Source organism: Rouxiella sp. WC2420, from assembly GCF_041200025.1.
Lineage (GTDB): Bacteria > Pseudomonadota > Gammaproteobacteria > Enterobacterales > Enterobacteriaceae > Rouxiella.
The window spans coordinates 823,795-849,504 of record NZ_CP165628.1 but is presented as its reverse complement, the minus strand read 5'-3'; the positions used below and the strand labels follow the sequence as shown (position 1 = coordinate 849,504).

The following is a 25,710-nucleotide window of genomic DNA, read 5'->3' as shown; positions in this document are numbered from 1 at the left end:
AGTTACGCTCTTTCACCACTGATAGACACCGGCGGGAACGGATAACGTTCGCCGCGTTCAACCCAGTCCATAAAGTCTGCACGGGCACCGGGGAATCCAATTAACTTCCAGCCGACCATCTGGTGATTGCCACCGTGGATCGGATCGCTGAAGAAGCCTTCTCGAGTGTTTTGCAGTAGGAAAGAGAAGAAAACCTTGCTTGGAACCTGTTTGAACTCGGCTTTACCGCTCTCAAATTCGCCCAGCAGCTGCTCTTGCTGATCATTATTCAAATCTTTGAATACCTTACCGAACTTGTCTTTCGCGTAGTCATTTGCGTCAGCGATACCCAGCTGATAAATGGCGAAAGGCCCCAACGGCAGCTGATAACCGAAGTCGTGCTCGGCCTCCGGGTGGAACGGACCCTGCATATACCAGTTGGCACCGGTTGCGTAAGGCGTATCCATCTGGCGGTCGATAAATTCGGGAACACCGGCTTCCAGCGCGCCAGCGCCGCGATCGTCAGCAGGTATCAAACGCGCGACGGCAGCTTGTAAAAATGCATACTCTTCGGCGGTGAATTTGGTTGGATGATAATCCGGAGCCTTCACGGCAGCCGATGAATCGGACGGTTTCGCATCATTGGCCTGAGCAGGCGCAGACATTGCCATGAAACCGGTTCCATTTAAAGCCACGGCAGGTGCAATTGCAATGGTTTTGAGAAGGAAGTCTCTACGGGAATTTCCAGTATTTTTAGACGACATAGCAGGTGTTGTGATAACCAAAAAGTTGAGGAAATTGTTATACGCCTATTACAAGCGCTATAAGTTGTTAATTTCTTCCTTAGAGAAAAGGAAGAATATGTAAAAATTTTACCACAATGTTAATGAGTGTAATTGGCGATTGATGCCAATAAATGTTTCTTCTTGTAAAATCGTGGTGAGATAATGCAAATTACCTGATAAGTATTACAGATAATTTTTAATGAAATTTGGACATGAAAAGGTTTTCCAGCCGAGCTTGGCCGGTAAAAAACAGATTTACTTCAGAGGGATAGTACGGCAGAAGTGCTCCCCCCTCATTTGCAGAGGAGGGAGTTGCAAAATTATTTCTGTGGGCGCATTGCCGGGAACAGAATAACGTCGCGGATGGTGTGGCTGTTGGTGAACAGCATAACCATACGGTCAATACCAATGCCGAGGCCGGCAGTTGGTGGCATACCGTGTTCAAGCGCAGTTACGTAATCTTCATCGTAGAACATCGCTTCGTCATCGCCTGCATCTTTCGCGGCAACCTGATCGGCGAAACGCTGTGCCTGATCTTCTGCATCGTTCAGCTCGGAGAAGCCGTTACCGATTTCACGTCCACCAATGAAGAACTCGAAGCGATCGGTCACTTCAGGATTTTCGTCATTACGGCGAGCCAGCGGAGAAACCTCTGCCGGATATTCAGTAATGAAGGTCGGCTGAATCAGGTGACTTTCTGCTGTTTCTTCGAAGATTTCACAAACTACGCGGCCCAGACCCCAGCTTTTCTCGATCTTGATACCCAAAGACTCCGCGATAACGGTCGCTTTAGCCATATCGGCCAAGTCTTCCACGTTAGTCTCAGGACGGTATTTCAGAATTGCTTCTGTCATGGTCAGCTTGGTGAACGGCTTGCCGAAGTCGAAGGTCTGATCGCCATACTGCACAACGCTGCTGCCAAGAACAGTTTCAGTCAGGGTGCGGAACAGAGATTCGGTCAACACAATCAGGTCACGGTAATCCGCATACGCCATGTAGAGTTCCATCATGGTGAACTCTGGATTGTGACGCGGAGAGACGCCTTCGTTACGGAAGTTACGGTTAATCTCGAATACGCGATCAAAGCCGCCCACTACCAGGCGCTTGAGGTAAAGCTCTGGCGCAATACGCAGATACATGTCGATGTCCAGCGCATTGTGGTGAGTGATAAACGGACGCGCAGACGCACCGCCCGGGATCACCTGCATCATCGGCGTTTCTACTTCCATAAAGTCCTGCTCAACCATGAACTTGCGGATGCCAGCCATGATTTGTGAACGGATTTTGAAAGTGTTACGCGAATCGTCGTTAGCGATCAGATCAAGGTAACGCTGACGGTAACGGGTTTCCTGATCGGCAAGGCCGTGGAACTTGTCTGGCAACGGACGCAGCGCTTTGGTCAACAGGCGCAATTCAGTCACGTGGATAGAAAGTTCGCCGGTCTTGGTTTTGAACAGCTTGCCGCGAGCGCCGAGGATATCCCCAAGGTCCCACTTCTTGAACTCTTCGTTGTACTGACCTTCAAGCAGATCGTCACGCGAAACATACAGCTGAATGCGACCGCCGACGTCTTGCAGAGTCACGAAGGAGGCTTTGCCCATGATACGACGGGTCATCATACGGCCACCAACGGTAACCTCGATGTTCAGTGCTTCCAGCTCTTCATTTTCTTTATCGCCGTACGCAGCGTGCAGTGCATCGGAAATGCTATCACGACGGAAATCGTTCGGGAAAGCGATGCCTTTATCACGCAAAAGGGCCAGCTTCTCACGACGCGCTTTCAGCTCGTTGTTAAGTTCCTGCGCGTGTTCTGCGCCCTGTGGCTGCTGCCCAGATGGTTGTTGCTCAGACATTTCGGTTCCTTATAACCCGGCTTTCAAACTTGCTTCGATGAATTTATCCAGGTCGCCATCTAATACGGCCTGTGTATTGCGTGTTTCAACACCCGTGCGCAGGTCTTTGATACGAGAGTCATCCAGAACGTATGAACGGATCTGGCTGCCCCAACCGATATCGGACTTGTTGTCTTCGGCCTGTTGTTTATCAGCATTTTTCTTTTGCATCTCAAACTCATAAAGCTTCGCCTTAAGCTGCTTCATGGCCTGATCTTTGTTCTTATGCTGTGAACGGTCGTTTTGACACTGCACCACAATGTTGGTTGGCATGTGGGTAATACGTACCGCAGATTCGGTTTTGTTTACGTGCTGACCACCCGCACCAGAAGCGCGGTATACGTCGATACGCAAATCGGCCGGGTTGATTTCGATATCAATATCGTCGTCAACTTCCGGATAAACGAATACGGAACTGAAAGAGGTATGGCGACGACCACCGGAGTCAAACGGGCTCTTTCGCACCAGGCGGTGAACGCCGGTTTCTGTACGCAGCCAGCCAAACGCGTAGTCGCCAATGATTTTGACGGTGGCAGACTTGGTGCCAGCAACATCGCCATCAGACTCTTCAATGATTTCCGTTTTGAAGCCACGGGAATCAGCCCAGCGCAGGAACATACGCAACAACATGCTGGCCCAATCCTGAGCTTCAGTGCCGCCGGAGCCTGCCTGGATGTCGAGATAGCAGTCGGCGCTGTCGTATTCACCGGAAAACATACGACGGAACTCAAGCTGTTCCAGCTTGGTCATCAGCACGTCGAGTTCGGCTACGGCTTCGTTGAAGGTTTCTTCATCTTCAGCCTCAACGGCCAGTTCCAGCAAACCAGTTACGTCTTCACGACCTTGAGTCAGGTCATCGATGGTATCGACAATGGCTTCCAGCGCCGAGCGCTCTTTGCCCAGCGCCTGCGCGCGTTCAGGTTCGTTCCATACGTCCGGCTGTTCCAGCTCGGCGTTTACTTCTTCGAGACGTTCTTTCTTGGCATCATAGTCAAAGATACCCCCTGATAACCGCGGCTCTTTCGGCCAAGTCCTGAATGCGGTTTTTTACCGGATTAATTTCAAACATGATTTTTTTCGCGTCTTACGTTAAGTCGTTTATGGCACAGCGCCATTCGAACCGCGTATTCTAAAGGAATATGCGGCTGTTTTATACCCTTGTTCCTGCAAAATACCGGACAGTTCCCGCCCGCCAAGTCTGTTAACTTAACGCGGCCACAAATGTTGAATCATCAACTGAACACTGCGATTACCGCGATATTCGTTAATGTCGAGTTTGTAGGCCAGCTGAACTTCGCGCACGCTGCTGTCAGGCCAAAGCGTTGGATCGATATTAAACGCAATGCCATCGAGTAGCGGCCCCCCGCCCAGCGGTTCGATCATCACCTTAAGGTGGCGCTCTTTTAACAGCTTTTGCTGCAAAATACGGAAGGTGCCATCGAAGACAGGTTCAGGAAAAGCCTGTCCCCACGGGCCGCCATCGCGCAGCATTTCTGCTGTTTCCAGCGACATCTGCCCAGACGTGAGTTCACCATCCGACCACACCACGCCTTCAAGATGGGACGGGTCGAGCCATTCACCAACCAGCTCGGCAAAACAATCGCGGAACTGGTCAAACTTGCTTTCTTCCAGCGAAAGCCCCGCTGCCATGGCGTGACCGCCAAATTTCATCATCAGCCCCGGATTCAGCGTATCGATGCGCTCCAGCGCGTCGCGCATGTGCAAACCCTGAATGGAACGCCCGGACCCTTTGAGCACGCCCTCGCCCGCCGGTGCAAAAGCAATGACCGGGCGATTGAAACGTTCTTTCAGCCTCGAGGCCAGAATACCGACCACGCCCTGATGCCATTCCGGGTGATACATCGCCAGCCCCAGCGGTAAATCTTCCGCGCTGGTTTCAAGCTTTTCACACAGCGCCAACGCTTCAACCTGCATGCCTTGTTCAATCTCGCGACGGGTCAGGTTCAACGCGTCCAAATCACTCGCCAACGCTCTGGCCTGTGCCATATCTTCCGAGAGCAGCAGCGCAACGCCAATAGACATATCGTCGAGACGACCCGCCGCGTTGAGCCGTGGGCCAAGCGCAAAACCCAGATCGCTGGCAGTTAGCTGACGCGCGTCGCGCCCGGCAATCTCAAGCAGCGCACGAACGCCGGGACGACACTTGCCGGCGCGGATGCGGTTAAGCCCCTGATAAACCAGAATACGGTTATTGGTATCCAGCGGAACTACGTCGGCGACGGTTCCTAGCGCGACTAAATCTAGCCATTCAGCCAGATTTGGCATTGCCAGTCCGCGTTGTTCAAACCAGCCGCTGTCACGCAGTTTACTGCGCAGCGCCAGCATCAAATAAAACGCGACACCTACCCCGGCCAGCGATTTGGACGGAAACTCACAGCCATGCAGATTAGGATTAATAATCGCTTCTGCGGCGGGCAGCGTGTCGCCAGGCAGGTGGTGATCGGTGATCAGCACCTGAATGCCTTTCTCGTGTGCCAACTCGACGCCCGCGTGTGACGAGATGCCGTTATCTACGGTTAAAATCAGCTGAGCGCCGCGTGCTGCAGCCTGTTCAACCACTTCAGGACTTAGCCCGTAGCCATCTTCAAAACGATTCGGCACCAGGTATTTCACGCTGTCACAACCCATACTGCGCAATGACAATACGGTAAGCGCGGTGCTGGTCGCACCATCAGCATCAAAATCCCCGACGATCATGATTTGCAGCCTTTCGGCCAGCGCAGTTTGTAGCAGGCTGACGGCCGCATCGATGCCATCAAGCTGTTTATAATCGAGCAGGCCGCGCACACCACGCTCGAGTTCCTGACTTTCTTTTACGCCACGCATGGCATATAGACGACGCAGCAAAGGCGACAGGTCGGCAGGTAAATCTGCGCCGTCGTCAACTTCACGGCGTCTGAGCTGGGTCTTCACTGTCACTAAATCAACCTTACAAAGAGTTACCAGAGCGCGCGGCTATCAATCTTCGCGCCCGTAAATTAATTAGGCTTTAATACCAAGCATGGCGGCCATGGCCGCAGGCGGTTGATAGCCCGGAACAAGTGTACCGTCTTCAAGTATCACAGCGGGGGTACCCGTTACGCCAAGCTGCTGGCCCAGCTCAAAATGTTTGGAGATATCAACCTTGCTATCGGCAGTTTTGGCAATCGGCGAAACCTCTTCTCCGCGCATCGCTTCGTCCAATGCCTTATTGCGATTGCCGGTATTCCAGATCGATTGCATCTGTTTTTCGGTTGGCGAATCTAAACCGGCGCGCGGGAATGCCAGATAGCGCACGGTTATGCCGAGATCGTTATAGCCTTTCAGCTGCTGATGCAGGCGATGGCAATAGCCACAGGTAATATCGGTGAAAACCGTGATCACCCTCTGCTCTTTTGCCGCCTTATAAACGATCATCTCATTTTGCAAAGCGTTGAGTTTAGTGATCAATGCCTGATTACTGAGATTCACGGGGCGCTCGCCGCTGACATCGTATAAAGGCCCTTGCAGCACGTACTTACCGTCTTCGCTGACATAAATTACGCCTTGTGGCGTCGTTACTGCCTTCAAACCTTTTACCGGCGAGGCGCTAACTTCAGCATTTTCGAGACCAATCTTGCTAAAAGTCGCCTTCATTGCGGCTTCATCGGCATGGGCAATATTGCTCAGACCGGAGGCTAGCAGGGCCAGCATCATGACACTTTTTTTCATCGTTACGTCCTGTGTTTCCCTCAGGTCAGGCACGAGGGTGATGTTGTTGATGTAGCTGCTTTAAACGCTCCGTTGCTACATGAGTATAAATTTGTGTGGTCGACAGATCGCTGTGACCTAAAAGCATTTGTACCACGCGCAGGTCCGCACCATGGTTCAGTAAATGGGTGGCAAAAGCGTGTCGCAGCACGTGAGGCGACAGTTTTTCGGCGTCAATGCCTGCCAGCACAGCATAATGCTTTATTCGATGCCAGAATGTCTGACGTGTCATTTTTTGGCTGCGATTGCTTGGAAAAACAATGTCTAGTGACTGTCCGTTGAGCAACCAGGGTCTGCCGTGCTCAAAATAGTTTTCGAGCCAGTACACTGCCTCTTCCCCCAGCGGCACTAATCGTTCTTTATCACCTTTACCAATCACGCGGACCACGCCCTGACGTAGGCTGATATCGCTGAGTGTCAATCCCACCAGCTCGGAAACACGCAGACCGGTAGCATAAAGTAGCTCAAGCATCGACTTGTCGCGCAGCTCCAGCGGGATGTCAGTGCTGGGAGCAGCAAGCAGCGACTCCACCTGCGCTTCACTAAGATCCTTTGGCAAGCGCTGTGGCAATTTAGGCGAAGACAACAGCGCGGTCGGATCATCTTCACGCAGCGATTCGCGGTTTAGATACTGGAAAAAACGTCGCATGGCACTCAGCAGGCGCGCTGAACTGCTGGCCTTGTAGCCGCCGTCAACCCGCTCGGCCAGGAACGACTGCAAATCGATAGCCTGCGCCCGAAGCCAGTCGGTATTATGATGTTCAAGCCAGCTTAGCAGCGACTTCAGGTCCAAACGATAGGAAGCCAGAGTGTTTTCGGCGAGGTTTCGTTCCAGCCATAGTGCATCGAGAAACTGCTCGACCAGCATTTGGCCATCGTCTGGTTTAGGCACATTTTCTCCTTTATCCTGTTTCCAGGCATTGCTTACAGTGAAGGTAACACCCGCGCATTATGCCTTAATTTGGCACAAGTCTGGTACACTCAACGCTATTCATTGATTGACTCAGTACGGCAGCAAGAATAATGAAAATCGGTCTTTTCTACGGTTCAAGCACCTGTTACACCGAAATGGCAGCAGAGAAAATTCGCGAAATTTTGGGCGAAGACTTGGTGGAACTGCACAATTTAAAAGATGTCGAGCCATCCAGAATGGAGGATTACGACATACTTATCCTTGGGATTCCTACCTGGGACTTTGGCGAGATTCAGGAAGACTGGGAGGCAGTCTGGGACCAGCTCGCCACCTTGAACCTGCGCGGTAAAATCGTTGCTATGTATGGCATGGGCGACCAGCTCGGTTACGGTGAGTGGTTCCTCGATGCTCTGGGCATGCTCTACGATCGACTGCTTCCTTTAGGCGTGCAATTCATCGGTTTCTGGCCAATTGAAGGCTTCGAGTTCACCAGTCCCAAGCCTCTAAGCGCCGATGGAAAACATTTTGTCGGTCTGGCGCTGGATGAAGTTAATCAGTTCGAAATGAGCGAAGACCGACTGCAAGAGTGGTGCGATCAAATCCTGCTCGAGATGGACGCCCTGCTTTAGTCGCAGCAAATACCTAACTCTGCAAGTTAAAGGCCTTATGAACAAAAGCAAGAACTGCCAGCCGCCTGCGAGAATGCCTAAAGCGGGTGGTGGTGGTTCTTGGCCGGCTCCGAATCGCGCTTGCCGGTAAGCAAAATTTGCCGTAAATGCCGCCATTCAGCCTCGCTCATGCTGTCAGATGCGAGCCACAGTTTCTGTTTGTTGCTGCGAAATATCCGACGCCACCCGCGGCGCTTTTGCTCTCGTGTCAGTGATAACAGTATTCCGCTGTCGATCATCCACACAGGCTGCCTGATACGCCACTCAAGTTTACGCCACAGCAGTCGATCCTGTGCCAACAGTGCTATTTCACCGTGTCTGGCGCTGATGCGGCGTTGACTGCGGATTGCCTGCGAAACCATGATCACCAGCAATACCAACCAGATTATCCAGTCGCCCGGCGGCCACGGCAGCAGCAGAATCAGCAAAATCACCATGCCATGAACAGCCAGCGAAAACAGCTGGCTACGCCACGACACGCGAAGATCACATTGCCACAGGGCCACGGTCTTTATTTCGCGTCTGAATCAGGCTAACAATACGTTTTAACTCGAGATCGTTCGGCTCACCGTAGTTCATCAGCCAGTTAAACAGATCCGGGTCATCACACTCCAGCAGGCGAGCAAACTGCGTTTTATCTTCATCGCTAAGGGTATCAAACTCATACACAAAGAACGGCATGATGGCCATATCCAGCTCTTTCATGCCTCGGCGGCAGGCCCATTGGATGCGGGATTTATTGTTTATATCCATTGTGCGGGTATCCATTTTTGTAGAAATACGGCAAATCTGATTTTTATCATTTCAGGGGGGATTCTATCAGCCCAGGGTCTTGAGGCGTAACTTTTCAGCTCACTGATGCCACAGGATGTTAATTTTTGGACGACATGCCGCAAAAGTTCCGGCATCTCCGGCAACAACTAAGCAATCGATGCGAGACATCCCGTAAAGAGTAGCAATAAGTGTTTTCAAAGCGGGTAAGCTCTTTTACCATGCCTGTATACATCCCTGCATCAGCTGCCCAGGATTAGGACATCACATGACGTACAAGTACCCGTTTCCTCCGCAAAAACCTTCATCTTCGTCGCACCTTCCTCTGACCGTTGTGTCTCTGGAAGACTGGGCGCTGGTCACCATGACCGGGGCCGATACTCTCTCTTATTTGCAGGGTCAGGTTACCGCCGACGTCGAGAAGCTGGCTCCTGAACACCACGTGCTTTGCGCCCACTGCGACGCCAAAGGCAAAATGTGGAGCAATATGCGTCTGTTCAAGCGCGGCGATGGCATGGCGTTTATCGAGCGCCGCAACCTGCGCGATCAGCAGATGACCGAGATGAAGAAGTACGCAGTGTTCTCTAAAATTACCTTCGTTGCCGATGATGACGTGGTCCTGCTTGGCGTCGCCGGTTTCCAGGCTAGCGCGGCGCTGAAAGGTATCTTCGCCACCCTGCCTGACGCAACGACTCAGGTGGTGCAAGAAGATGAATCTACACTGCTTTATCTACCACTGCCTGCCGAGCGCTATCTGATTGTCACTAGCCCGGAGAAAGCGCAGCAGATAACGGAGGAAATCGGCGAACAGGCTCAGTTGAACGATAGCCAACAGTGGCTGGCGCTGGACATTGAAGCCGGATTCCCAATTATCGATACCGTTAATAGTGTGCAGTTTATTCCACAGGCCACTAATATTCAGGCGCTTGAAGGTATCAGTTTTACCAAAGGTTGCTACGCGGGCCAGGAGATGGTTGCACGCGCCAAGTATCGCGGGGCGAACAAGCGAGCACTGTATTGGCTGGCGGGTAAATCCAGCAAAGTTCCGGCCGCGGGAGACGATCTTGAGCTTCAACTTGGCGAGAACTGGCGCAGAACAGGCACAGTATTGGCTGCCGTTCAGCTTAATGATGGCGCAGTGTGGGTTCAGGCGGTGCTAAACAATGATTTAGACACTGACAGTGTGCTGCGCGTGCGTGATGAAGCCAGCAGTACTTTGCGAGTTCAGCCACTGCCGTACTCTCTGGAAGAAGATAAATAATAGGTTAACCAGGCAATCACCCCAGCGCTTCGCCTATGCGCAACGCTGGGGAACAAGTTAGAAGTAGTAATAAATTTTAGACGTAGTAATAAATTGCCAGAAAATGGCAGAAGCACCCGCCCAACACAAAGCCGTGCCAAATTGCATGGCCAAAACGAAAACGCTTGGAAGCATAGAAGATCACGCCAAGCGTATAGATGATGCCCCCGGCTGCCAGCAGGATGACACCTCCTATCGAGAGTTTCATTGCCAGCTGATAAATCACAATCAGCGACAGCCAGCCCATCGTCAGATAAATCACCAATGACAGCACTTCAAAGCGGTGTGCAAAGGCCAGTTTAAAAATCACCCCAAAACCGGCGATGGACCAGATAACGATCATCAGCCCTTTTGCCAACGGGGAATCGAGCCCGACCAACAAGAACGGCGTGTATGTCCCGGCAATCAATAAATAGATTGCGCAGTGATCGAGCTTTTTAAGCCAATATTTGGCCCTTTCATGTGGAATAGCGTGATAAAGCGTAGAGGCAGAGAACAGCAAAATCATGCTGCCGCCGTAAAGGCTGTAGCTGGTAATGGCAGTGACATTGGCATTGACGCCAACAGCCTGAACCAATAACAGCACTAGGCCGACAATGCCTAAAACGATGCCAACGCCATGACTTATGCTATTGGCGATCTCTTCTGCCCACGGATATCGATGTGGTGAAACTTTATCCATTTATTGAGAACCTCGAGACCAGGAAGCTAATAATTACCACGACCAGAAATTAAACAATTTTGTGCATTGGCACTCTAGCTGACAACGATTCCAGTGTACACGTGTAAGCTTAAAAATTGTATATGCCGATGTAACTACCCCTTAAGCAACTTTACAATTTATGTCTGAATGCTGAGGGCTGTGTCTGGGATAATTAGTATCAAATATGCTTAAAGCATGATTTTTTTACTCTTTAGCTTTATCGTATTAACTCAAATGCATTTGAAATGCAGGGTTAAAGGATTTTTCTGAAATAGCCGTCTCTAATGACTAAGGTGTAATTATGTCCGTAGCCTCCCCGGCACTTGATTTCGGCCCGATGACCGAAATTTTTCAATTTCTTATGGAAATCGATAAATTGAAAAGCGTGCAACGCCGTACCAAGGTTCTGGGTACGCAGCGTCAGGAAAACTCGGCGGAGCACAGCTGGCATTTCGCCGTTGCCGCGATGAGTCTGGCACCTTTTGCCGGTAAAGACGTCGATATTCAAAAAGTTATTCGCATGGCGCTGCTGCATGACATCGTAGAGATCGATGCCGGTGACGTGCTTGTCTACGATCTGGCTGCCCGTGAAGCTATTCATTCCAAAGAGGTCGAAGCTGCCTGTCGCCTGTTTGGCCTGCTGCCTGCTCCTTTGAATCAGCAATTTCGCGACCTGTGGGACGAATACGAAGCTGGCGAAACGCCAGAAGCGCGGTTTGCCCTGGTCATTGACCGTGTCTTGCCGGTGGTGATGAACCTTAGCAATCAGGGGCAGAGCTGGGTCGAGAACAACATTCGCCTTGAGCAGGTATTGTCGCGCAACGCCTTTATCAGCGAAATTAACCCGCAACTGTGGGAGCATCTGCTTGTGCACCTCAACCATGCGTATGAGCAGGGCTGGTTAAAGTAATCTCGCTCTAAAAATTTCATTAGACTTTGATTAATAATGAGATTTAAAACGACAAAGCAGCAATTAAAACCCCGGCAGTCTGGAAAATCCAGTAACCGGGGGAAATGTTGAAATATTTATATGGCTGTGGTGCATAAATGACAGCGGATAAATTAAGGCACTTTTAATGCAGTCTGCTGGTTGTATGGCATCATAATTTCATCAGCCTGCTTTTGCGCCGCTGCGGCTGCCGCTTCCGGCGTCAGCTTGGCATCATTCATCAAGGCTCCTAACTGGTTTTCCATTGCCTGACGCACAGCCACTGTTTCATAGGTTGCGTACCACGGTTGAGCATATTTCAGCTGCTGCAAGGCGATTTCCGCGCGCGGATCCCTGGCAAGATAGTCCTTCATTTCCGGCGTGTCGTAAGAAGCGATACGCGGTGAGAAGTAGCCGGTAAATCGACTCCAGCTGCCGTTTACTTTCGGGCTGACAAGGTATTGCAGGAAGGTATACGCTGCCTTTTTCTGATCTTCAGAAATACCTTTAAAGCTCACCAGACTTGCGCCGCCAATGGTCACTGCGTTGCGTACTTCTTTTGGCATCATCGCCACGCCCAGCTCAAAATCCTTGGTATTTTCACGCATAAAGCCCAGCGCACCAGTGCTTAACATCGCCATCCCCAGCTTGCCGGAGAAAAAAGCTGCGCTTATCTGTTTAGAATTCAGCACGCCCTCGGGCATGACTTTGTCGCGATACACTAGATTCTGCCAGAAACGCAACGCGCCAATGGTCGATGGCTGGTTGTAATAGACTTCACCGGGATAATCGGCATTGTAGTAGTTACCGCCATTGGCACGGGTCAGTGCAGACAAAATCCAGGCACCGTAATCATCATTGGTTGAAGGCAGCATCACGCCCCATTGCCCTTTTGACTGGTCGGTCAATTTTTTGGCGTCGGCCAGCAGCTCCGTCCAATCAGTCGGTGGATGATCGATTCCAGCCTTCTTGAACATGTCCTTGTTGTAATAAAGGATTGGCGTCGAGTTATGGAAAGGAATGGCGTAGGTCACGCCATTGACCTGCGCATTTTGACGCATCGCTGGCCAGAAGTTTTCTGTCAGGAACGGCGTGGCTTTTTCATTACCGTATTTGAACAGTTCGTCCATTGGCAGGATTTCATTTTTAATCGCCAGATCGGCAGTAAAGTTGGCAGACATAATCACCAGCGCCGGTGGCTCACCGGATTTCGCCGCTGCTTCGGCCTTGACCTTGGTGGTATCATAGCTGCCAGTAAAAATACCGCGCACCTCGACATCGTTCTGTGACTGGTTGAACTCTTTGATTACTCGAGTCATTTCCATTGTCAGTTTGCCGTCTACCGGCGCGGGAAACATAAAATCGATATTCTGTTTAGCTGATACAGCGCCTGCAGTCATCATGGTGACTGCTAAGGTGAGCGCCTTGATATTACGCATGTGAACTCTCCCGGTGTAAATTTTGCTGGTTTTGGCCTGAAAAAAAGTGAAGGTCTTGCAATGAAAAGCTCAAGCTAACCTGTTGATTGGCCTGTGGTGCATTGCCACGGTTTTCTCTCAGGTAGCGGATTTCGCCGAGCGCCGTTTGTGCATGATTCAGATAATCAGCCCCCAGCAGCTCGCAGTAGGTCAGTGAAGCCTCCAGAATGACCCATTCGTCAGATTGATGAAGTTCCCCGCCGTTGATGCCCACGTTATCGTTGATATGCTCGGGTCTGATGCCCAAATACACCTCGGTCAACTGACGAGCATGAGCAGTATCAGGTAATTTCACTGCCTGATTGGCGACCATCACCACGCCGTCGCGGCAAGGAAGTTTGAAAATGTTCATCGCTGGAGTGCCGATAAATCCGGCAACAAACAGATTGGCGGGATGCGCATACAGCTCCTGCGGCTTGCCTATCTGCTGTAAATGTCCGCCGTTGAGCACCGCAATACGGTCGGCCATGGTCATGGCTTCCATCTGATCGTGCGTCACGTATACGGTGCTGGTTTTTAACTGTTGGTGCAGGACCATAATGCCGTCGCGAACTTCTGTACGGAGACGGGCATCAAGATTCGACAGCGGTTCGTCCATCAAAAACAGTTTCGGGTCCCGAACAATGGCTCGCGCCATGGCCACGCGCTGGCGCTGTCCACCGGAAAGCTTGCCCGGTTTGCGGCCCAGCAGCTCACCCAACTGCAACAAATCTGCGACACGATCCACCCGTGCACGATGCTGTGACTTGGGTTCGTTACGCATGCGCATGCCGAAAGTGATGTTCTGCTCGACGGTCATGTGCGGAAATAGTGCATAGTTCTGGAAAATCATCGAGAAATTACGCTCTCGTGGTTCAAGGTCGGTAATGTCAGTGCCCGCCTGCAAAATCCGCCCTTCACTCACCTGCTCCAGGCCAGCCAGCAGCCGCAGCAGCGTACTCTTGCCGCAGCCGGACGGCCCCACCAGCACCAGAAACTCACCATCGGCGATTTCCAGCGACAAATTATTGACCGCCATGCTGCCTTCAAACTGCTTGCTGATATTTTCCAGACGGATACTCGACATTATTTTTCATCCACCGGGCAGCTGATATTCGCGTCGTAAAGATATGGACCCGCGTACTGCGTCAGGGGATGCAGATAGCTGACCAGACCGGTGTTATTTACCAGGCGATGCATCAGACAGGCGGCGGGCTCGAGGTTGTAATACGGCGCAGGATTTTCGTGGAAGTACGGCACCTGATGCACAGTACCGGGGATGGTAGTGATAATCGCCTGTCGATACTGGGTAAAAATGAGACGATGAGTATGTCCACAAAATACGCGAACCAAAGACGGGAAGCGGTCAATCAGCGCCAGCAGCTGGTCACCATTTTCACAGGCGATGCGGTCCATCTGCGCTGAACCCAGTTTCATGGGTGGATGATGCATAAAAACTGCGGTCGGTTTGTCGCCGCCCTGCTCCAGCTGCGCTTCCAGCCATGACAGCGTTTCCAGCGTCAGCCAGCCTTTGGACTCTCCCGGCAGGCTGGTGTCAATAAACAGCAGGCGCATGTCGAAATCATCGACCGCATAATGCATGTTTTGCGGGTCAGTGCCCAATTGCGGGCACAGCGGGCCCATGGCCTCAAGAAATTGGGCTTTATCGTCGTGATTTCCGGGAATGATATACAGCGGGTAATGCAGATTGCTCAGCGTCTGACGCGCCACCTGATATTCGCTGGCTAAACCGCAGTTAACGATATCGCCGGTAATCACCACCGCATCCGGGCGTTCTTCCAGCGCATTGAGCTGGCTCACCACTTCGGCGTTGCTGCCATTAACGTCAATGAAATCATACAGCTTGCGGCCGTGGCTGCGGAAATGCATATCGGAGATTTGAGCTAGAAACATGTGAAATCCTTATTTGATGCCTGAAAAGCCAAAGCTTTTAAGGAACTGTTTTTGAAAGAGAATAAAAGCCAGCATCAGCGGGAAGCACACCATCAGTGTTCCGGCGGTAATTAATCCCCACTGGCCGCCTGACTCGCCCCCCATGGCAAACGACACCAGACCCACGGTCAGCACCTGCTTGTCCGGATCGTTGAGCACCATCAGCGGCCATAAGTATTCATTCCAGTGATAGGTGATGCTGACGGTGGCGAACGCCATGATCGCCGGCCAAGACATTGGGATCAGTACGCGAAACACCACTTGCCACCAGCGGCAGCCTTCCATCAGCGCGGCCTCTTCAATTTCTTTCGGAATAGCGAGAAATGCCTGCCGCATCAGGAACACGCCAAACGCCGAGGCGAAATACGGCATCATGGTGCCGGTTAGCGTATTCAGCAGGCCTATGTGTTTTAGGATCATCATATTGGGCACCATCATGATTACCGGCATAATCATCAGCTGAATCAATAACAGGTAGAACAGCGTCTGTTTGCCGCGAAATTCGTGATAGGCAAAAACATAACCGGCGGTAGTAATGGTCACCAGTTGAACCAGAAAGGTGCCGAAAGCGAAGAAAATCGTGTTGGCGTAGAGACGCAACCAATCGGCGCTTTCCCAGGCCTGCTTAAAATTGTCTAAAGTCAGCGGAAAACGCGGCAGCATTGAGGCCATATCCGCTGAAAAACTGCTTTCACTAAACGCTGACGACAGCATCCAGATAAACGGCGTTAGCCAAAGCAGCGCGGCACAGCAGAGCAAGATCGGCAGTGTCATACGCGAGCTGCGCCGCAACAGCAGCGAACTTCGACGAGCCGTTGCTCCCACGGCGGCAGACTTCTTCAACAGGGGCTGTGGCGAAGTTTCAACGCTCATGGTGGGCTCCTCTTTCCAGAACGCGCAAATTGAGAACGGAGAAAGCAAACAGCAGCAGCAGGGTGATAAAGGTGGCGGCAGATGCTTTGCCTAAATCGTGGGTGTCATTTGCAAGGCTTTGAATGTAATAGAGCAGCACGGTGGTGGCGTTATTCGGACCGCCCTGAGTCATTACCGCAACGTGGTCAATTTGAGTTATCGAATAGATAAGCGCGATAGTAATTACAAAACTGAGGGTTGGCCGCAGCAGTGGCAGAGTGATATAGAAGAAAACCTGCGTGCGCGTTGCGCCTTCCATCAGCGCGGCTTCGCGGGCTGAAGCAGGAATTGACTGTAATCCGGCGAGGAAAAACAGCATGTAATAACCGGCAAATTTCCACACGCCGATTACGCTCAACGCAATCAGCGCGCTATTGCTCATGCCGAGATAGTTATTGTTTTGCGGACCGAAAAATTTGGCGAGATAATAGTCAAGCAACCCCATGCCGGGCATAAAGATAAACAGCCAAAGTGTCGCGGCACTGACCAGCGGAATAATCATTGGGAAGAAAAAAGCAGTGCGCAGCCAGCGATTCAGGCCGGTGTTTTCCCACAGTGCCACCGCCAGCAGCAAGGCCAGCACGATACCGGGGATCACTGTCATCAGGATATAGGCGATATTGTTGAGCAGCGCGCGCCAAAAGACGCCATCCGCAAACAGGCGTTGATAGTTTTGCAGACCGACAAACGGCGGATTGTCGCTCGCCATGCGGCTGTCGAACAGGCTGTCCATCGCTGACTGCAGCAGCGGGAAGTAGGTAAAAGCTAACAGAAAGACTAGTGTCGGCAGTAAAATCAGATAAGGGAAAATCTTGTGTCGCATCGCTAATTTCCAGCGGGTCTTGATAGGATGCTTACCCTAGTCCTTCTGTATTTCAGTAAAATGTCATTCTGGTGATTATTTACTACCTAAATGTTATTGAACAAGCAGCGGTTGCGCGCTGTTTTGACGCTCCAGGGCTTCTTCATAAGTTGGCATCGATGATGCCGCGCCAGCCCTTTCAACACACACCGAAGCATAAGCCGAGGCAAAAGTTGCCGCCTCAGCCAGCGCTACACCGCTAGAAAGCTGGGCCGCCAATGCGCCGTTAAAGGCGTCACCTGCGCCGGTGGTATCTTTGGGTACTGCCGGGAATGCGGCAACCAGCTGTGTTTCACCCGCCACCGACAACAGCGCGCCCTGCGTGCCCAAAGTAATGATCAGCGCATTAATACCTTTGCCATGTAAAAGCTGCGCCGCCAGCCGGGCAGAAGGCAAATCGTGAACCTGGACTCCGGTCAGCAGCGAACACTCGGTGGCGTTGGGGGTCAGCAAATCGACCTGCCCCAATAGCGCATCGGATACCGGCTGGAAAGGAGCAGGATTGAGAATAATATAAGTCCCCGCCTCTTTGGCGATACCAATGACTTTCTCGATCGCTGGAAGGTTGTTTTCCAGCTGAGTCAGCAGGATATCGGCGGCGGCAATCGCCGGACGACAAGACTCGATCTCTTCTTGCGTGAAAGTCAGATTGGCCCCCGGATCGACAGCGATCATGTTTTCCGCATCGACCCCTGCGACGTAAATCAAAGCATTACCCGTTGGAAAATCACCGGTAGAAAACAGCGTTACCGCGTCAAATCCTGCGCTATCAAGGTGGCGACGGGCAAAGGTACCGAAATCGTCGCGCCCTACCTTGCCGATGTAATGCACCCGAGCTCCGGCGCGCAGCGCGGCGACGGCCTGGTTCGCCCCCTTGCCCCCCGCGCCCATCATGCTGTTATGAGCTATCAATGATTCGCCCGGTTGCGGGAAACGCGACATTCCCGCCACGATATCCAGATTAAATGAGCCAAGAACGCAGACTTTGCCTTTTTTCATGCCTTTCTCCTTACGGGCATTTCTATGCCGGAACCCAATGGTTCACCACGCTGATCGGTGGGCTCAAAACGATGAAAATCTCGCTGCGCCGCCAGACAGGCTCCACGACAGCCGGTCTCGTCAGTCACACCACTGAGCACAATCTTCAGGCCGTTGGCCGGTTGCGGGCCACGCAGATGGCTACGGATCTGCTGCTCCAGCCGCGTCAGCGGGAATCCGGCCATCGACAATACGCCGCCACCGAGGATCAGAATTTGCGGATCGAGAATGTTCATCTCGGTAGCAATCGTCCGCCCCAGTCGCTCCACAAACTCCAACAGATCCGGATGCTCGCCGTAGATAGCAAACACCTGTTCAAAGGCTGTATTGGCAGCATGCTGTCTTTTCCAGCCGGCCAGCCAATTACCCGAAGTCAGAGTCTCGACGCAGCCGGTTTTGCCACAGGGACAAAATGCCGGATTTCCAGCCAGAGGAATGTGACCCAACTCTCCTGCTGCGCCGTGCGCACCGTGATAAAAGTCCCTGTTCAACCACAGACTGTTGCCCATTCCGGTCCCGAGATACAAACCTACTGCCACATCAGGAAGCTGGGGAAGACGGGTTAAATCCCACCACATCAAATGGTTAACGTCTTTATCCATCACTACCGGTAGCCCCAGACGATCGCTGAGCAACACCGCAACCGGCTGGTCATCCAGCGACGGAATAAACGGCAGCGACAGCACAGTCTGCCGGTCGCGCGAAAGGATCCCCGGCAGACCGAGCATAATCCTGGCGACCTGCAGCGTTTTCCCAACCTGATGCAAATAGTCACTGATAAGCTGTTGAAGTCCGTTTAAAGGATCGCTGAGTCCAGCCCAGGACTGCGTCGCGACCTTTTGATATCCTTGAAAATTCTGATTCTCATCCATCAACATCAAACGCGTGTTGGTGCCGCCAATATCTACGCCGAGAAAATGCTGCATACGGCTCTCCTGCCCTTAGGCTGCCTGACGTGCCAGACGCATCTGATCGAGCATTTTGTCCCAGGCTTTATCCAGATCTTTATCCAGATTAAACAGGCCAGAAGTGCCCACGATTAATACCTCTGCGCCTGCGCCCATCAGATCCTGATAAGTGCGCTCGTTGCAGGATCCATCAATTTCGATCAGGTATTTGTAGCCGTGTTTGTTTTTTAGATCACGCAGCTGGCTGACTTTATTAAGCATTTCCGGGATAAATGGCTGCCCGGCATAGCCAGGATCGACAGTCATGATGGTAATTTTATCCAGCAGGTGAATGTAGTGCTGAATGAATTCTACGGGCGTCGCCGGGTTAAGCACGATGCCGACTTTCTTGCCAAACGATCGGATCTGGTTGATCACCCTAAACGCATCGCGATTGATCGTTTCAGCATGCGGACAGATAAAATCGGCACCGGCCTTGGCGATCGCTTCGATGAAATCGGTCGGGTTTTCCACCATCATATGAACATCAAGCACCAGCTGAGTGTGCGGGCGGATCTGCTCGATAAAGAACGGCGACAGTGTGATATTTTTCACGTAATGCCCGTCCATAATGTCGATATGCAACATGTCAGCGCGGCGGTTGAGCACCGATAATTGTTCTTTAATATCAAACAGGCTCATGCACATTAACGAAGGTGAAATTTTATATTCCATGGCGTTTTCCTAAAGGCCCCAGAGGCCGATATACAGGTTAAATGTCGGTAATTTCGATTTAAAGTAAGCTTGCTCGCGCTTTTGCAGCACTGCGGCGACTGGCCCGACGTTGCAAATAGCGGGTGCGGAAGAATTTCACGGCCAAAACCACAATCAGCACCGCGCCCCACATCGCCAGGCTAAAATGCGGGCTGACGTTTAATAGATTTAAACCAGTGGCAATGACCTGCAAAACAATCAGTGACAGCACCACACCACTGACTTTACCGAAGCCGCCAAACGGGTCGGTGCCGCCAAGAATGATCGCCAACACGGTAAGCAGGAGATATGAGTCGCCGTAGCCCATTCGAGCCGAGTTAAAACGAGCCATCATGATCAATCCGGCAATCACGCACAGCATGCTCGACAACACATAAATGGCGATCAATACGCGGTGAGTGTTCACTCCACTAAAGTGAGTAGCGTTGATATTGCTGCCGCTCATATAAATATATTTACCGAGGCGGGTGCGTTCGAGGAACACTGAAATCAGCACCGCAGTGGCGAGAAACACAATCAGTGGGAACGGGATGCCCAGCACGGTTTCGGCACCGATAAAACGCACGATGTCTGGCATACCACTCAGCGCCGCGCCGCGAGACAGGTAAATCCCGATGCCGTTAACCATGGTCATGGTAGCCAGCGTCACCAGAATTGGGTGTGCGCCGATATATGCCACCAGCGCGCCGGTCAAAATGCCAATCGCCAGTGCCAGAATCATTGCTCCAACCAGTGCAATGGTCAGCCACACTGCCTGCATCAGCATGCTGGCATCCGGCGGCAGATAGGTCATAAATACCCAGGCCATCAGCAGACTGGTCAGGTTGGCGGTAGCGATAATGCATAAATTCAGACCGCCGCTGAGGATCGGAATAAACATCGCCAGCGTTAACAGGCCCAGCTCAGGCAGTTGAAACGCCACGCTCATAAAAGTGGCGTCGCTGAAGAAACGTCCCGGCATGGCAATACTGAAACCAATGACCACCAGAACCAGCAGCAGCGACAGCCCCATATTGGTCGGGTCCATTCTGAAGCGCGGGATCTGTGGCAGATTGCCGTCGGTTTTTTGTTTCATATTCAAACTTTTAGATTTGGCAAACATGGTTGCACTCCTTGGAAATCAGGCAAAACCAACGTCGGTTTCTTTGCGTTTTTTGTAGTGCGTAACGGTGATAGCCACCACAATCACGACGCCGATGACCACGTTCATAAAGTAATTGGATACGCCGATCAGGTTGAGTCCGTTTTTCAGGATGCCAATCAGGAACACGCCCATGAGTGTCCCGACTACGCTACCTTTGCCGCCGTTGAGACTGGCTCCGCCGAGCACTGCGGCCGCAAGCACGTCTAGCTCGCCGCCGACCAGCGCGTTTGGCACCACTTCACCAACGCGATAAACCTGAACCAGCCCGCCGATGGCCGCCATCGCGCCAAGATAGCCGTAGGCAAACAGGTGCAGCAGGCCAACGCGAATACCGATACGGCGCGCTGATTCCTGATCTCCGCCAACCGCAAACAGTTGGCGTCCAAGGTGCGTTTTGTTAAGCAGAACCCAGGTCAGCGCCGCGACCGCCAACATCACCACCAGCGGCAATCCTATCTGGTAACTTTGAGTCCCTACGCTAAATGGCAGGATTTTCAGCGGCGTAATCAGCCAGTCGGGCAGGTCATACAGGCTAGTGCCCTTGGTCAGCCACATCAGCATCCCGAACAAAAACGACTGCATACTGATGGTCACAATGATCGATACGATACGCAGGCAGTAAATCAGCACCGCATTCACCATTCCCAGCGTGGTGCCGATGGCGATGGCCAGCACGATGCTGCCCGCTGGATTGCTCATCCCATAGCTTATTGCCAGTGTCGCAATAATGTACTGCACCACCGAAGCCACGGCGGCGAAGGAAATATCAATCCCGCCGGTCACCAGCACGACAAACAGTCCCAATGCGAAAATGCCGCTGACTGCGTAACTTTCGCTGAGATCCAGCAAGTTGCGCAGGGTAAGAAACTGGCTGGTAGATAAAGAGAAAATGATGATTAATACCACCAGCACCCAGGCCAGATAGCCTTCGTTGGTAGAGGGTTTGAATCGATTAAGGCTAAGCATTGACCGCCTCCGCAAGCTGCTGCTGAGTTATCCCGCGAGGGAAATATTCGCCGAGCACGGTGCCTTCGCTAAAGTGCAGCACCCGATCGCAGTTGAAATACACTTCAGGAACCTCATCAGAGATAAGCAAGATTGAGATCCCCTCTGCTGCCAGTTGGTGGATAAGTTGGTAAATACTGGCTTTCGCGCCGACGTCTACGCCCACGGTTGGCGAGTCGAGGATCAGGATCTTCGGCTGTGTCAGGACCCACTTGGCAAGTACGATCTTTTGCTGATTACCGCCGGAAAGCGTCGAGATCGCCTGATTCGGATCCGCGACTTTGACGCCAAGTTTTTCGATCCACTGGTAGACGATCTTGTTTTTGCGATACTCGTCGATCAGGTGAAAACGGCTGCGCAACTGGTCCATGATCGCCAGCACCGTGTTGTCTCCCACTGATTGCTGCTGCACCAGACCCAGCGTCAGGCGATCTTCCGAGACATAGCCGATACCGGATTTGATCGCGTCTTCATGGCCGCGAAAACGCACCGGCTTGCTGTCGAGATAGATTTTGCCGCTATCAGGTTTAGTCATACCAAACAGGCTCAGCGCCAGCTCGGTTCGCCCGGATCCCAACAAACCACAAAGGCCCAGAACTTCACCCTGATACAGTTTGAGATTAACGTTGTGATACTGTCCGGCCCGGCTGAGGTTATCCAGCTCGAGCATGATTCGCTCGTCGTGCTGGTTAGCAGCTTTCAAGGCATAATTTAGCTTGAGGCCGGTCATCAGCTCGGTCAGCCGTTCGCTACTGACTTCGGCGGCCGGGAAAGTGCCGACCTTTTGCCCGTCGCGAATAACCGTGACACTGTCGGAAATCTCCAACACCTCATCCAGGCGGTGACTGACGAACACCACGCTGATACCCTTATTTTTCAAGTAATGCACGGTTCGCAACAGCTGATTGACCTCGGTGCGAGTCAACGATGCGGTCGGTTCGTCCATAATCACCAGACGCGCATCCGCCACCAGCGCACGACAAATTGCCACCTGCTGACGCTGGGCAATCGGCAGTGAAGAGACTTTGCTGTCAAGATTGAGAGTGAAATTCAGCTCTTCAAGAATTCGCTGCGCGGTTTGGCGCAGACGGCCCGGTCGATACCAGCCGAGCAGGCCGTGCAGGTTGTGTTCGAAAGCGATGTTTTCTGCCACGGTCAGATTCGGAAACAGCGACAGATCCTGATAGATCACCTGTATGCCGAAACTACGCGCCTGATCCGGCGTTAAGCGATTAAATGAACGATCGCCCAATGTAATTGTGCAGCCGTTATCTGGCTGATAGACCCCCGAGATAACCTTGATAAGCGTGCTCTTACCGCAGCCGTTGGTTCCGGCCAGGCAGTGCACTTCGCCCGGCATCAGCCGCAAAGAAATATTGTTCAGCGCGCGCTGTCCGCCGAAGGTCACGGAAAGATCCTTGACGTCGATTAACGGCTTCACGCCTGCAACGTCGGTGGTGTCATGCTGGATAATCTCGGAGATCGCCATAATTACAGCCCCATTTTGACCAGTTTCGGCAAGTTTTCTTTGTCGAGACTTTCTGTACGGTTGCCCACAATAGTGTGTGTCGTTTCATCGACTTTCACTTTGCCCATTCCCTCGATATCCATGCCGTCAGTGATTTTCTCGCCTTTGGAAATCATGCCTGCAATACGCACGAAGATTTCGCCTGCCACCATCGGATTCCAGATATAACCGCCGGTAATTGCGCCGCTTTTAACCAGTGAAGACCCCTGACCCGGGCTGAACGGCCCGAATACACAAATATCGCCCGCCTTGCCGCGGTTAAGCACCGCGCGGCCTGCGCCGATGGGGCCTTGCGAACCGATGGCCAAAATACCCTTCAGATCTGGATACTTAGACATCAAATCATTGGTGGTACGAATGGTGTCATCAAGAGATTCGGCAACGCCAAAGCGGTCACCCACCTGATGCATGTTCGGATAATGTTCCTGCTGGTATTTCACCGCTGCGTCGGCCCAAGTCTTGTGGACTGGCACGGTCAGACTGCCGACATAAACTGCATAACTGCCGGTCTCTTTCATACATTTCGCCAGTGCAATCATATGGTTGATGCCGTGCTGCTGTGCATCGACCATTTCAAAATCCCAGTTGGCGTATTTCTGATCCGGTGATTCGTGGGTAATGACTTTGATTCCGGCATCGCGAGCGCGCTTCAGCACTGGCTCCAGCACTTTGGCGTCGTTGGGCACCACGCCGATAATGTCGACTTTCTGCGCAATCAGGTCTTCAATCGCGCGAACCTGCAAGGCTGGATCCGCACCTGTCGGGCCAACCTGCCAGGCATCGATCCCCTCTTTCGCCGCTTCTTGCTTAATGCCGACTTCCATCGCATTGAACCAGGGATTTCCGCCGACTTTAACCACTACCCCCATGCGGATCTTGTCGGCCGCGTGGGCAGACAGAGACAGACATGCCGTGGCAAACAGGCAGGCAAGGACAGTTTTTTTCATGTTATTTACTCCATAAAATGTCAGTTTTTTACCGCAGTCAGTGGATCGCCACGGCTGTTATTGTTGTTGTGACTTATAGGTAAGATGTCATTCAGATGTAGTGGGATTTCCCCGGTGTATCTTGGTGCTGACTTGCTTACTCCTGACCGGCGCAACCTCAATGACGTTGACGTTGCTCCAGGCCAGTTCCTGACGGAATTCGTCGTCTTCCAGCGAATCGGTGATCAGCGTATCTATCTCGCGGTAGTGGCAAATACGAGCGAAAGAGCGGCGACCAAACTTGCTCGAGTCGGCCAGCAAAATCTTGTGCTCTGAAGACAGCAACATTTGCTGTTTAAGCCGCGCATGATGCTCGTTGCTTTCGCGAATTCCGCCTTCATGACTGATGCCATGACAGGAGAAAAACAGTTTGTTAATCACGAACTCTTTTAAAATCTTCTCGGCCAGTACGCCGATAAAGTCTTCATATTTCGCAGAATATTCTCCGCCCAGTCCGATAGTTTTCACGTTGGCCTTGGCGGCCAGAGTCTGGATGATATGCAGCGAGTTGGTCAGCACCACCAGTTGAATATCCGGCAATTGACGCGCCAAAAACCAGCTGGTCGAGCTGCTGTCGAGCAACAGGCAGTCTCCCGGATTAATTAACGACAGCGCTCGTTTGGCGATGCGGGTCTTCTGGTCTGCCGACTGATTGCTACGTTCACGAAATGACTCGCCCTGTTCGATTTGCTCGATATGCGAGGCAACATACAGCTTTTCGCTTTCTTGCTGATTAACAAACACCGCCCCGCCGTGGCTGCGTAACAGCACGCCATGTTTTTCAAGCAACGCCAGGTCGCGGCGCGCGGTTTCCATGGATATTTGGCACATGGCGGCCACTTCCTGCACCAGCACTCGACCACGCTGGCTTAGGACTTCGGTAATAAAGCGATGACGTTCAACAGGCAGCATTTTTTTCCCCTTCCCGATGATTAATAAGATACGCAAGCTGTGACTTTCAGAATGCGCGTTGCCTCAAAGCCGACCGTGCAGTCTTTCTGCTGCACTCATCGTGTGACACACATCTAAATAAAATGAAAAAAGATGAAACGTTAAGCTTGGAAAATGTCGCATCGCACGCATTAGTCAGGAATTATTCTTGCAAGCGGTCATCGTGTTCGCAGCAAACGGTCACAATCCCTCGTGAAACAAAATGACCGTTTATGACCGTTTATGTGGGATTGACCGAATTCGGTCATCATGCAGGGTTCTGTTGAGGAAAAAAGTGACCTGGGTTCGTTAAGACATGTTTAAGATTTATGCCATCGCATTCTCTGCAATGGAAAGAATTAAAAATCGCTCATTTCTTGGCGATGAGCTGTTTTTATAACCAGTGAAACAGAAGGCTGTGATAATGTGTTTATATTGATACGGAGGATGTATGAAATATAAAAAATATCTTGAGAATCGTCACAAGCAACTCTTGGCTTATGCGATATATAAAGCGGACCAGTATTTCCGTTGCCACCTCTCTT

25 protein-coding genes are annotated in these 25,710 nt (G+C 51.9%); 3 read left to right on the top strand and 22 right to left on the bottom strand.

Features of this window, described 5'->3' with window-relative positions:
- Positions 1 to 2 precede the first annotated feature (2 nt).
- From AB3G37_RS04040 to xerD, 6 genes are all read right to left on the bottom strand, one after another.
- A complete protein-coding gene (locus AB3G37_RS04040) occupies positions 3 to 743 on the bottom strand; it encodes a gluconate 2-dehydrogenase subunit 3 family protein (protein ID WP_037378908.1) in 741 nt (246 codons plus the stop codon).
- A 341-nt stretch (positions 744 to 1,084) separates the two neighbouring features.
- Entirely contained in the window at positions 1,085 to 2,617 is a 1,533-nt protein-coding gene (lysS, locus tag AB3G37_RS04035) for a lysine--tRNA ligase (protein ID WP_009637952.1), read from the bottom strand.
- A gap of 9 nt (positions 2,618 to 2,626) precedes the next feature.
- Positions 2,627 to 3,725 (bottom strand): peptide chain release factor 2 gene (gene prfB / locus AB3G37_RS04030; protein WP_157135320.1). Its coding sequence is split into 2 segments (ribosomal slippage): positions 2,627 to 3,649 and positions 3,651 to 3,725, totalling 1,098 coding nucleotides; the frame shifts between segments, so codons are not numbered across the junction.
- A gap of 137 nt (positions 3,726 to 3,862) precedes the next feature.
- Positions 3,863 to 5,596, bottom strand: coding sequence for a single-stranded-DNA-specific exonuclease RecJ (recJ, locus tag AB3G37_RS04025; protein WP_369789776.1), 1,734 nt, complete (start codon positions 5,594 to 5,596; stop codon positions 3,863 to 3,865).
- A gap of 63 nt (positions 5,597 to 5,659) precedes the next feature.
- The gene (gene dsbC / locus AB3G37_RS04020) at positions 5,660 to 6,367 is read right to left on the bottom strand and encodes a bifunctional protein-disulfide isomerase/oxidoreductase DsbC (RefSeq protein WP_369789775.1); all 708 of its coding nucleotides are present in this window, start codon (positions 6,365 to 6,367) and stop codon (positions 5,660 to 5,662) included.
- A gap of 25 nt (positions 6,368 to 6,392) precedes the next feature.
- Complete coding sequence (gene xerD, locus AB3G37_RS04015) at positions 6,393 to 7,274, bottom strand: site-specific tyrosine recombinase XerD (protein ID WP_037378917.1); 882 nt, start codon at positions 7,272 to 7,274, stop codon at positions 6,393 to 6,395.
- A gap of 155 nt (positions 7,275 to 7,429) precedes the next feature.
- Between xerD and fldB the strand changes: the two genes are divergently transcribed.
- Positions 7,430 to 7,948: a flavodoxin FldB gene (fldB, locus tag AB3G37_RS04010; protein ID WP_009637947.1), complete on the top strand. Its 519-nt coding sequence runs from the start codon at positions 7,430 to 7,432 to the stop codon at positions 7,946 to 7,948.
- A gap of 77 nt (positions 7,949 to 8,025) precedes the next feature.
- Here the strand turns inward: fldB and AB3G37_RS04005 are convergent, their stop codons facing one another.
- Positions 8,026 to 8,493 (bottom strand): protein YgfX, encoded by a 468-nt coding sequence (locus tag AB3G37_RS04005; protein WP_369789774.1) that lies wholly within the window; start codon positions 8,491 to 8,493, stop codon positions 8,026 to 8,028.
- Positions 8,474 to 8,740: an FAD assembly factor SdhE gene (gene sdhE / locus AB3G37_RS04000; protein WP_009637945.1), complete on the bottom strand. Its 267-nt coding sequence runs from the start codon at positions 8,738 to 8,740 to the stop codon at positions 8,474 to 8,476. The genes AB3G37_RS04005 and sdhE overlap by 20 nt, the downstream gene beginning before the upstream one ends.
- Before the next feature lie 286 nt (positions 8,741 to 9,026).
- On the opposite strand from sdhE, the gene ygfZ reads away from it, so the two are divergent.
- Complete coding sequence (gene ygfZ, locus AB3G37_RS03995; protein WP_009637944.1) at positions 9,027 to 10,019, top strand: tRNA-modifying protein YgfZ; 993 nt, start codon at positions 9,027 to 9,029, stop codon at positions 10,017 to 10,019.
- 76 nt (positions 10,020 to 10,095) lie between these two features.
- Here the strand turns inward: ygfZ and AB3G37_RS03990 are convergent, their stop codons facing one another.
- The gene (locus tag AB3G37_RS03990; protein ID WP_369789773.1) at positions 10,096 to 10,740 is read right to left on the bottom strand and encodes a hemolysin III family protein; all 645 of its coding nucleotides are present in this window, start codon (positions 10,738 to 10,740) and stop codon (positions 10,096 to 10,098) included.
- A 322-nt stretch (positions 10,741 to 11,062) separates the two neighbouring features.
- On the opposite strand from AB3G37_RS03990, the gene AB3G37_RS03985 reads away from it, so the two are divergent.
- Positions 11,063 to 11,671 (top strand): HD family hydrolase, encoded by a 609-nt coding sequence (locus AB3G37_RS03985; protein ID WP_369789772.1) that lies wholly within the window; start codon positions 11,063 to 11,065, stop codon positions 11,669 to 11,671.
- A 152-nt stretch (positions 11,672 to 11,823) separates the two neighbouring features.
- Here the strand turns inward: AB3G37_RS03985 and AB3G37_RS03980 are convergent, their stop codons facing one another.
- The 13 genes from AB3G37_RS03980 to AB3G37_RS03920 form a co-directional block, all read right to left on the bottom strand.
- A complete protein-coding gene (locus AB3G37_RS03980; protein WP_009637941.1) occupies positions 11,824 to 13,128 on the bottom strand; it encodes an ABC transporter substrate-binding protein in 1,305 nt (434 codons plus the stop codon).
- Entirely contained in the window at positions 13,121 to 14,233 is a 1,113-nt protein-coding gene (locus AB3G37_RS03975) for an ABC transporter ATP-binding protein (protein ID WP_369789771.1), read from the bottom strand. Before AB3G37_RS03975 ends, AB3G37_RS03980 begins: the two co-directional genes overlap by 8 nt.
- Positions 14,233 to 15,060, bottom strand: coding sequence for a phosphodiesterase (locus AB3G37_RS03970; protein ID WP_369789770.1), 828 nt, complete (start codon positions 15,058 to 15,060; stop codon positions 14,233 to 14,235). The genes AB3G37_RS03975 and AB3G37_RS03970 overlap by 1 nt, the downstream gene beginning before the upstream one ends.
- 9 nt (positions 15,061 to 15,069) lie before the next feature.
- Complete coding sequence (locus AB3G37_RS03965; protein WP_369789769.1) at positions 15,070 to 15,972, bottom strand: carbohydrate ABC transporter permease; 903 nt, start codon at positions 15,970 to 15,972, stop codon at positions 15,070 to 15,072.
- Entirely contained in the window at positions 15,962 to 16,834 is an 873-nt protein-coding gene (locus AB3G37_RS03960; protein WP_369789768.1) for a carbohydrate ABC transporter permease, read from the bottom strand. The genes AB3G37_RS03965 and AB3G37_RS03960 overlap by 11 nt, the downstream gene beginning before the upstream one ends.
- A gap of 93 nt (positions 16,835 to 16,927) precedes the next feature.
- Positions 16,928 to 17,872, bottom strand: coding sequence for a ribokinase (locus AB3G37_RS03955; protein ID WP_009637936.1), 945 nt, complete (start codon positions 17,870 to 17,872; stop codon positions 16,928 to 16,930).
- Positions 17,869 to 18,837 (bottom strand): allose kinase, encoded by a 969-nt coding sequence (gene alsK, locus AB3G37_RS03950; RefSeq protein ID WP_369789767.1) that lies wholly within the window; start codon positions 18,835 to 18,837, stop codon positions 17,869 to 17,871. The genes AB3G37_RS03955 and alsK overlap by 4 nt, the downstream gene beginning before the upstream one ends.
- A gap of 15 nt (positions 18,838 to 18,852) precedes the next feature.
- On the bottom strand, positions 18,853 to 19,533 hold the full coding sequence (alsE, locus tag AB3G37_RS03945) for a D-allulose 6-phosphate 3-epimerase (RefSeq protein ID WP_369789766.1): 681 nt from the start codon (positions 19,531 to 19,533) through the stop codon (positions 18,853 to 18,855).
- 58 nt (positions 19,534 to 19,591) lie between these two features.
- Positions 19,592 to 20,674 carry an ABC transporter permease gene (locus AB3G37_RS03940; RefSeq protein WP_009637933.1) on the bottom strand — a complete coding sequence of 361 codons (1,083 nt, stop codon included), beginning with the start codon at positions 20,672 to 20,674 and terminating at the stop codon, positions 19,592 to 19,594.
- 18 nt (positions 20,675 to 20,692) lie between these two features.
- Positions 20,693 to 21,682 carry an ABC transporter permease gene (locus AB3G37_RS03935; protein ID WP_369789765.1) on the bottom strand — a complete coding sequence of 330 codons (990 nt, stop codon included), beginning with the start codon at positions 21,680 to 21,682 and terminating at the stop codon, positions 20,693 to 20,695.
- On the bottom strand, positions 21,675 to 23,210 hold the full coding sequence (locus tag AB3G37_RS03930; protein ID WP_009637931.1) for a sugar ABC transporter ATP-binding protein: 1,536 nt from the start codon (positions 23,208 to 23,210) through the stop codon (positions 21,675 to 21,677). The genes AB3G37_RS03935 and AB3G37_RS03930 overlap by 8 nt, the downstream gene beginning before the upstream one ends.
- 2 nt (positions 23,211 to 23,212) lie before the next feature.
- Positions 23,213 to 24,196 carry a substrate-binding domain-containing protein gene (locus tag AB3G37_RS03925; protein ID WP_009637930.1) on the bottom strand — a complete coding sequence of 328 codons (984 nt, stop codon included), beginning with the start codon at positions 24,194 to 24,196 and terminating at the stop codon, positions 23,213 to 23,215.
- A gap of 87 nt (positions 24,197 to 24,283) precedes the next feature.
- Positions 24,284 to 25,147 carry a DeoR/GlpR family DNA-binding transcription regulator gene (locus AB3G37_RS03920; protein ID WP_009637929.1) on the bottom strand — a complete coding sequence of 288 codons (864 nt, stop codon included), beginning with the start codon at positions 25,145 to 25,147 and terminating at the stop codon, positions 24,284 to 24,286.
- Between the last annotated feature and the right edge of the window lie 563 nt (positions 25,148 to 25,710).

Bases quoted from the DNA above. Each gene is read 5' to 3' on its own strand.
- AB3G37_RS04040 (WP_037378908.1), bottom strand. From the start codon at position 743: ATGTCGTCTAAAAATACTGGAAATTCCCGTAGAGACTTCCTTCTCAAA.
- lysS (WP_009637952.1), bottom strand. From the start codon at position 2,617: ATGTCTGAGCAACAACCATCTGGGCAGCAGCCACAGGGCGCAGAACAC.
- dsbC (WP_369789775.1), bottom strand. From the start codon at position 6,367: ATGAAAAAAAGTGTCATGATGCTGGCCCTGCTAGCCTCCGGTCTGAGC.
- xerD (WP_037378917.1), bottom strand. From the start codon at position 7,274: ATGCTGGTCGAGCAGTTTCTCGATGCACTATGGCTGGAACGAAACCTC.
- fldB (WP_009637947.1), top strand. From the start codon at position 7,430: ATGAAAATCGGTCTTTTCTACGGTTCAAGCACCTGTTACACCGAAATG.
- sdhE (WP_009637945.1), bottom strand. From the start codon at position 8,740: ATGGATATAAACAATAAATCCCGCATCCAATGGGCCTGCCGCCGAGGC.
- ygfZ (WP_009637944.1), top strand. From the start codon at position 9,027: ATGACGTACAAGTACCCGTTTCCTCCGCAAAAACCTTCATCTTCGTCG.
- AB3G37_RS03990 (WP_369789773.1), bottom strand. From the start codon at position 10,740: ATGGATAAAGTTTCACCACATCGATATCCGTGGGCAGAAGAGATCGCC.
- AB3G37_RS03985 (WP_369789772.1), top strand. From the start codon at position 11,063: ATGTCCGTAGCCTCCCCGGCACTTGATTTCGGCCCGATGACCGAAATT.
- AB3G37_RS03980 (WP_009637941.1), bottom strand. From the start codon at position 13,128: ATGCGTAATATCAAGGCGCTCACCTTAGCAGTCACCATGATGACTGCA.
- AB3G37_RS03975 (WP_369789771.1), bottom strand. From the start codon at position 14,233: ATGTCGAGTATCCGTCTGGAAAATATCAGCAAGCAGTTTGAAGGCAGC.
- AB3G37_RS03970 (WP_369789770.1), bottom strand. From the start codon at position 15,060: ATGTTTCTAGCTCAAATCTCCGATATGCATTTCCGCAGCCACGGCCGC.
- AB3G37_RS03965 (WP_369789769.1), bottom strand. From the start codon at position 15,972: ATGAGCGTTGAAACTTCGCCACAGCCCCTGTTGAAGAAGTCTGCCGCC.
- AB3G37_RS03960 (WP_369789768.1), bottom strand. From the start codon at position 16,834: ATGCGACACAAGATTTTCCCTTATCTGATTTTACTGCCGACACTAGTC.
- AB3G37_RS03955 (WP_009637936.1), bottom strand. From the start codon at position 17,872: ATGAAAAAAGGCAAAGTCTGCGTTCTTGGCTCATTTAATCTGGATATC.
- alsK (WP_369789767.1), bottom strand. From the start codon at position 18,837: ATGCAGCATTTTCTCGGCGTAGATATTGGCGGCACCAACACGCGTTTG.
- alsE (WP_369789766.1), bottom strand. From the start codon at position 19,533: ATGGAATATAAAATTTCACCTTCGTTAATGTGCATGAGCCTGTTTGAT.
- AB3G37_RS03940 (WP_009637933.1), bottom strand. From the start codon at position 20,674: ATGTTTGCCAAATCTAAAAGTTTGAATATGAAACAAAAAACCGACGGC.
- AB3G37_RS03935 (WP_369789765.1), bottom strand. From the start codon at position 21,682: ATGCTTAGCCTTAATCGATTCAAACCCTCTACCAACGAAGGCTATCTG.
- AB3G37_RS03930 (WP_009637931.1), bottom strand. From the start codon at position 23,210: ATGGCGATCTCCGAGATTATCCAGCATGACACCACCGACGTTGCAGGC.
- AB3G37_RS03925 (WP_009637930.1), bottom strand. From the start codon at position 24,196: ATGAAAAAAACTGTCCTTGCCTGCCTGTTTGCCACGGCATGTCTGTCT.
- AB3G37_RS03920 (WP_009637929.1), bottom strand. From the start codon at position 25,147: ATGCTGCCTGTTGAACGTCATCGCTTTATTACCGAAGTCCTAAGCCAG.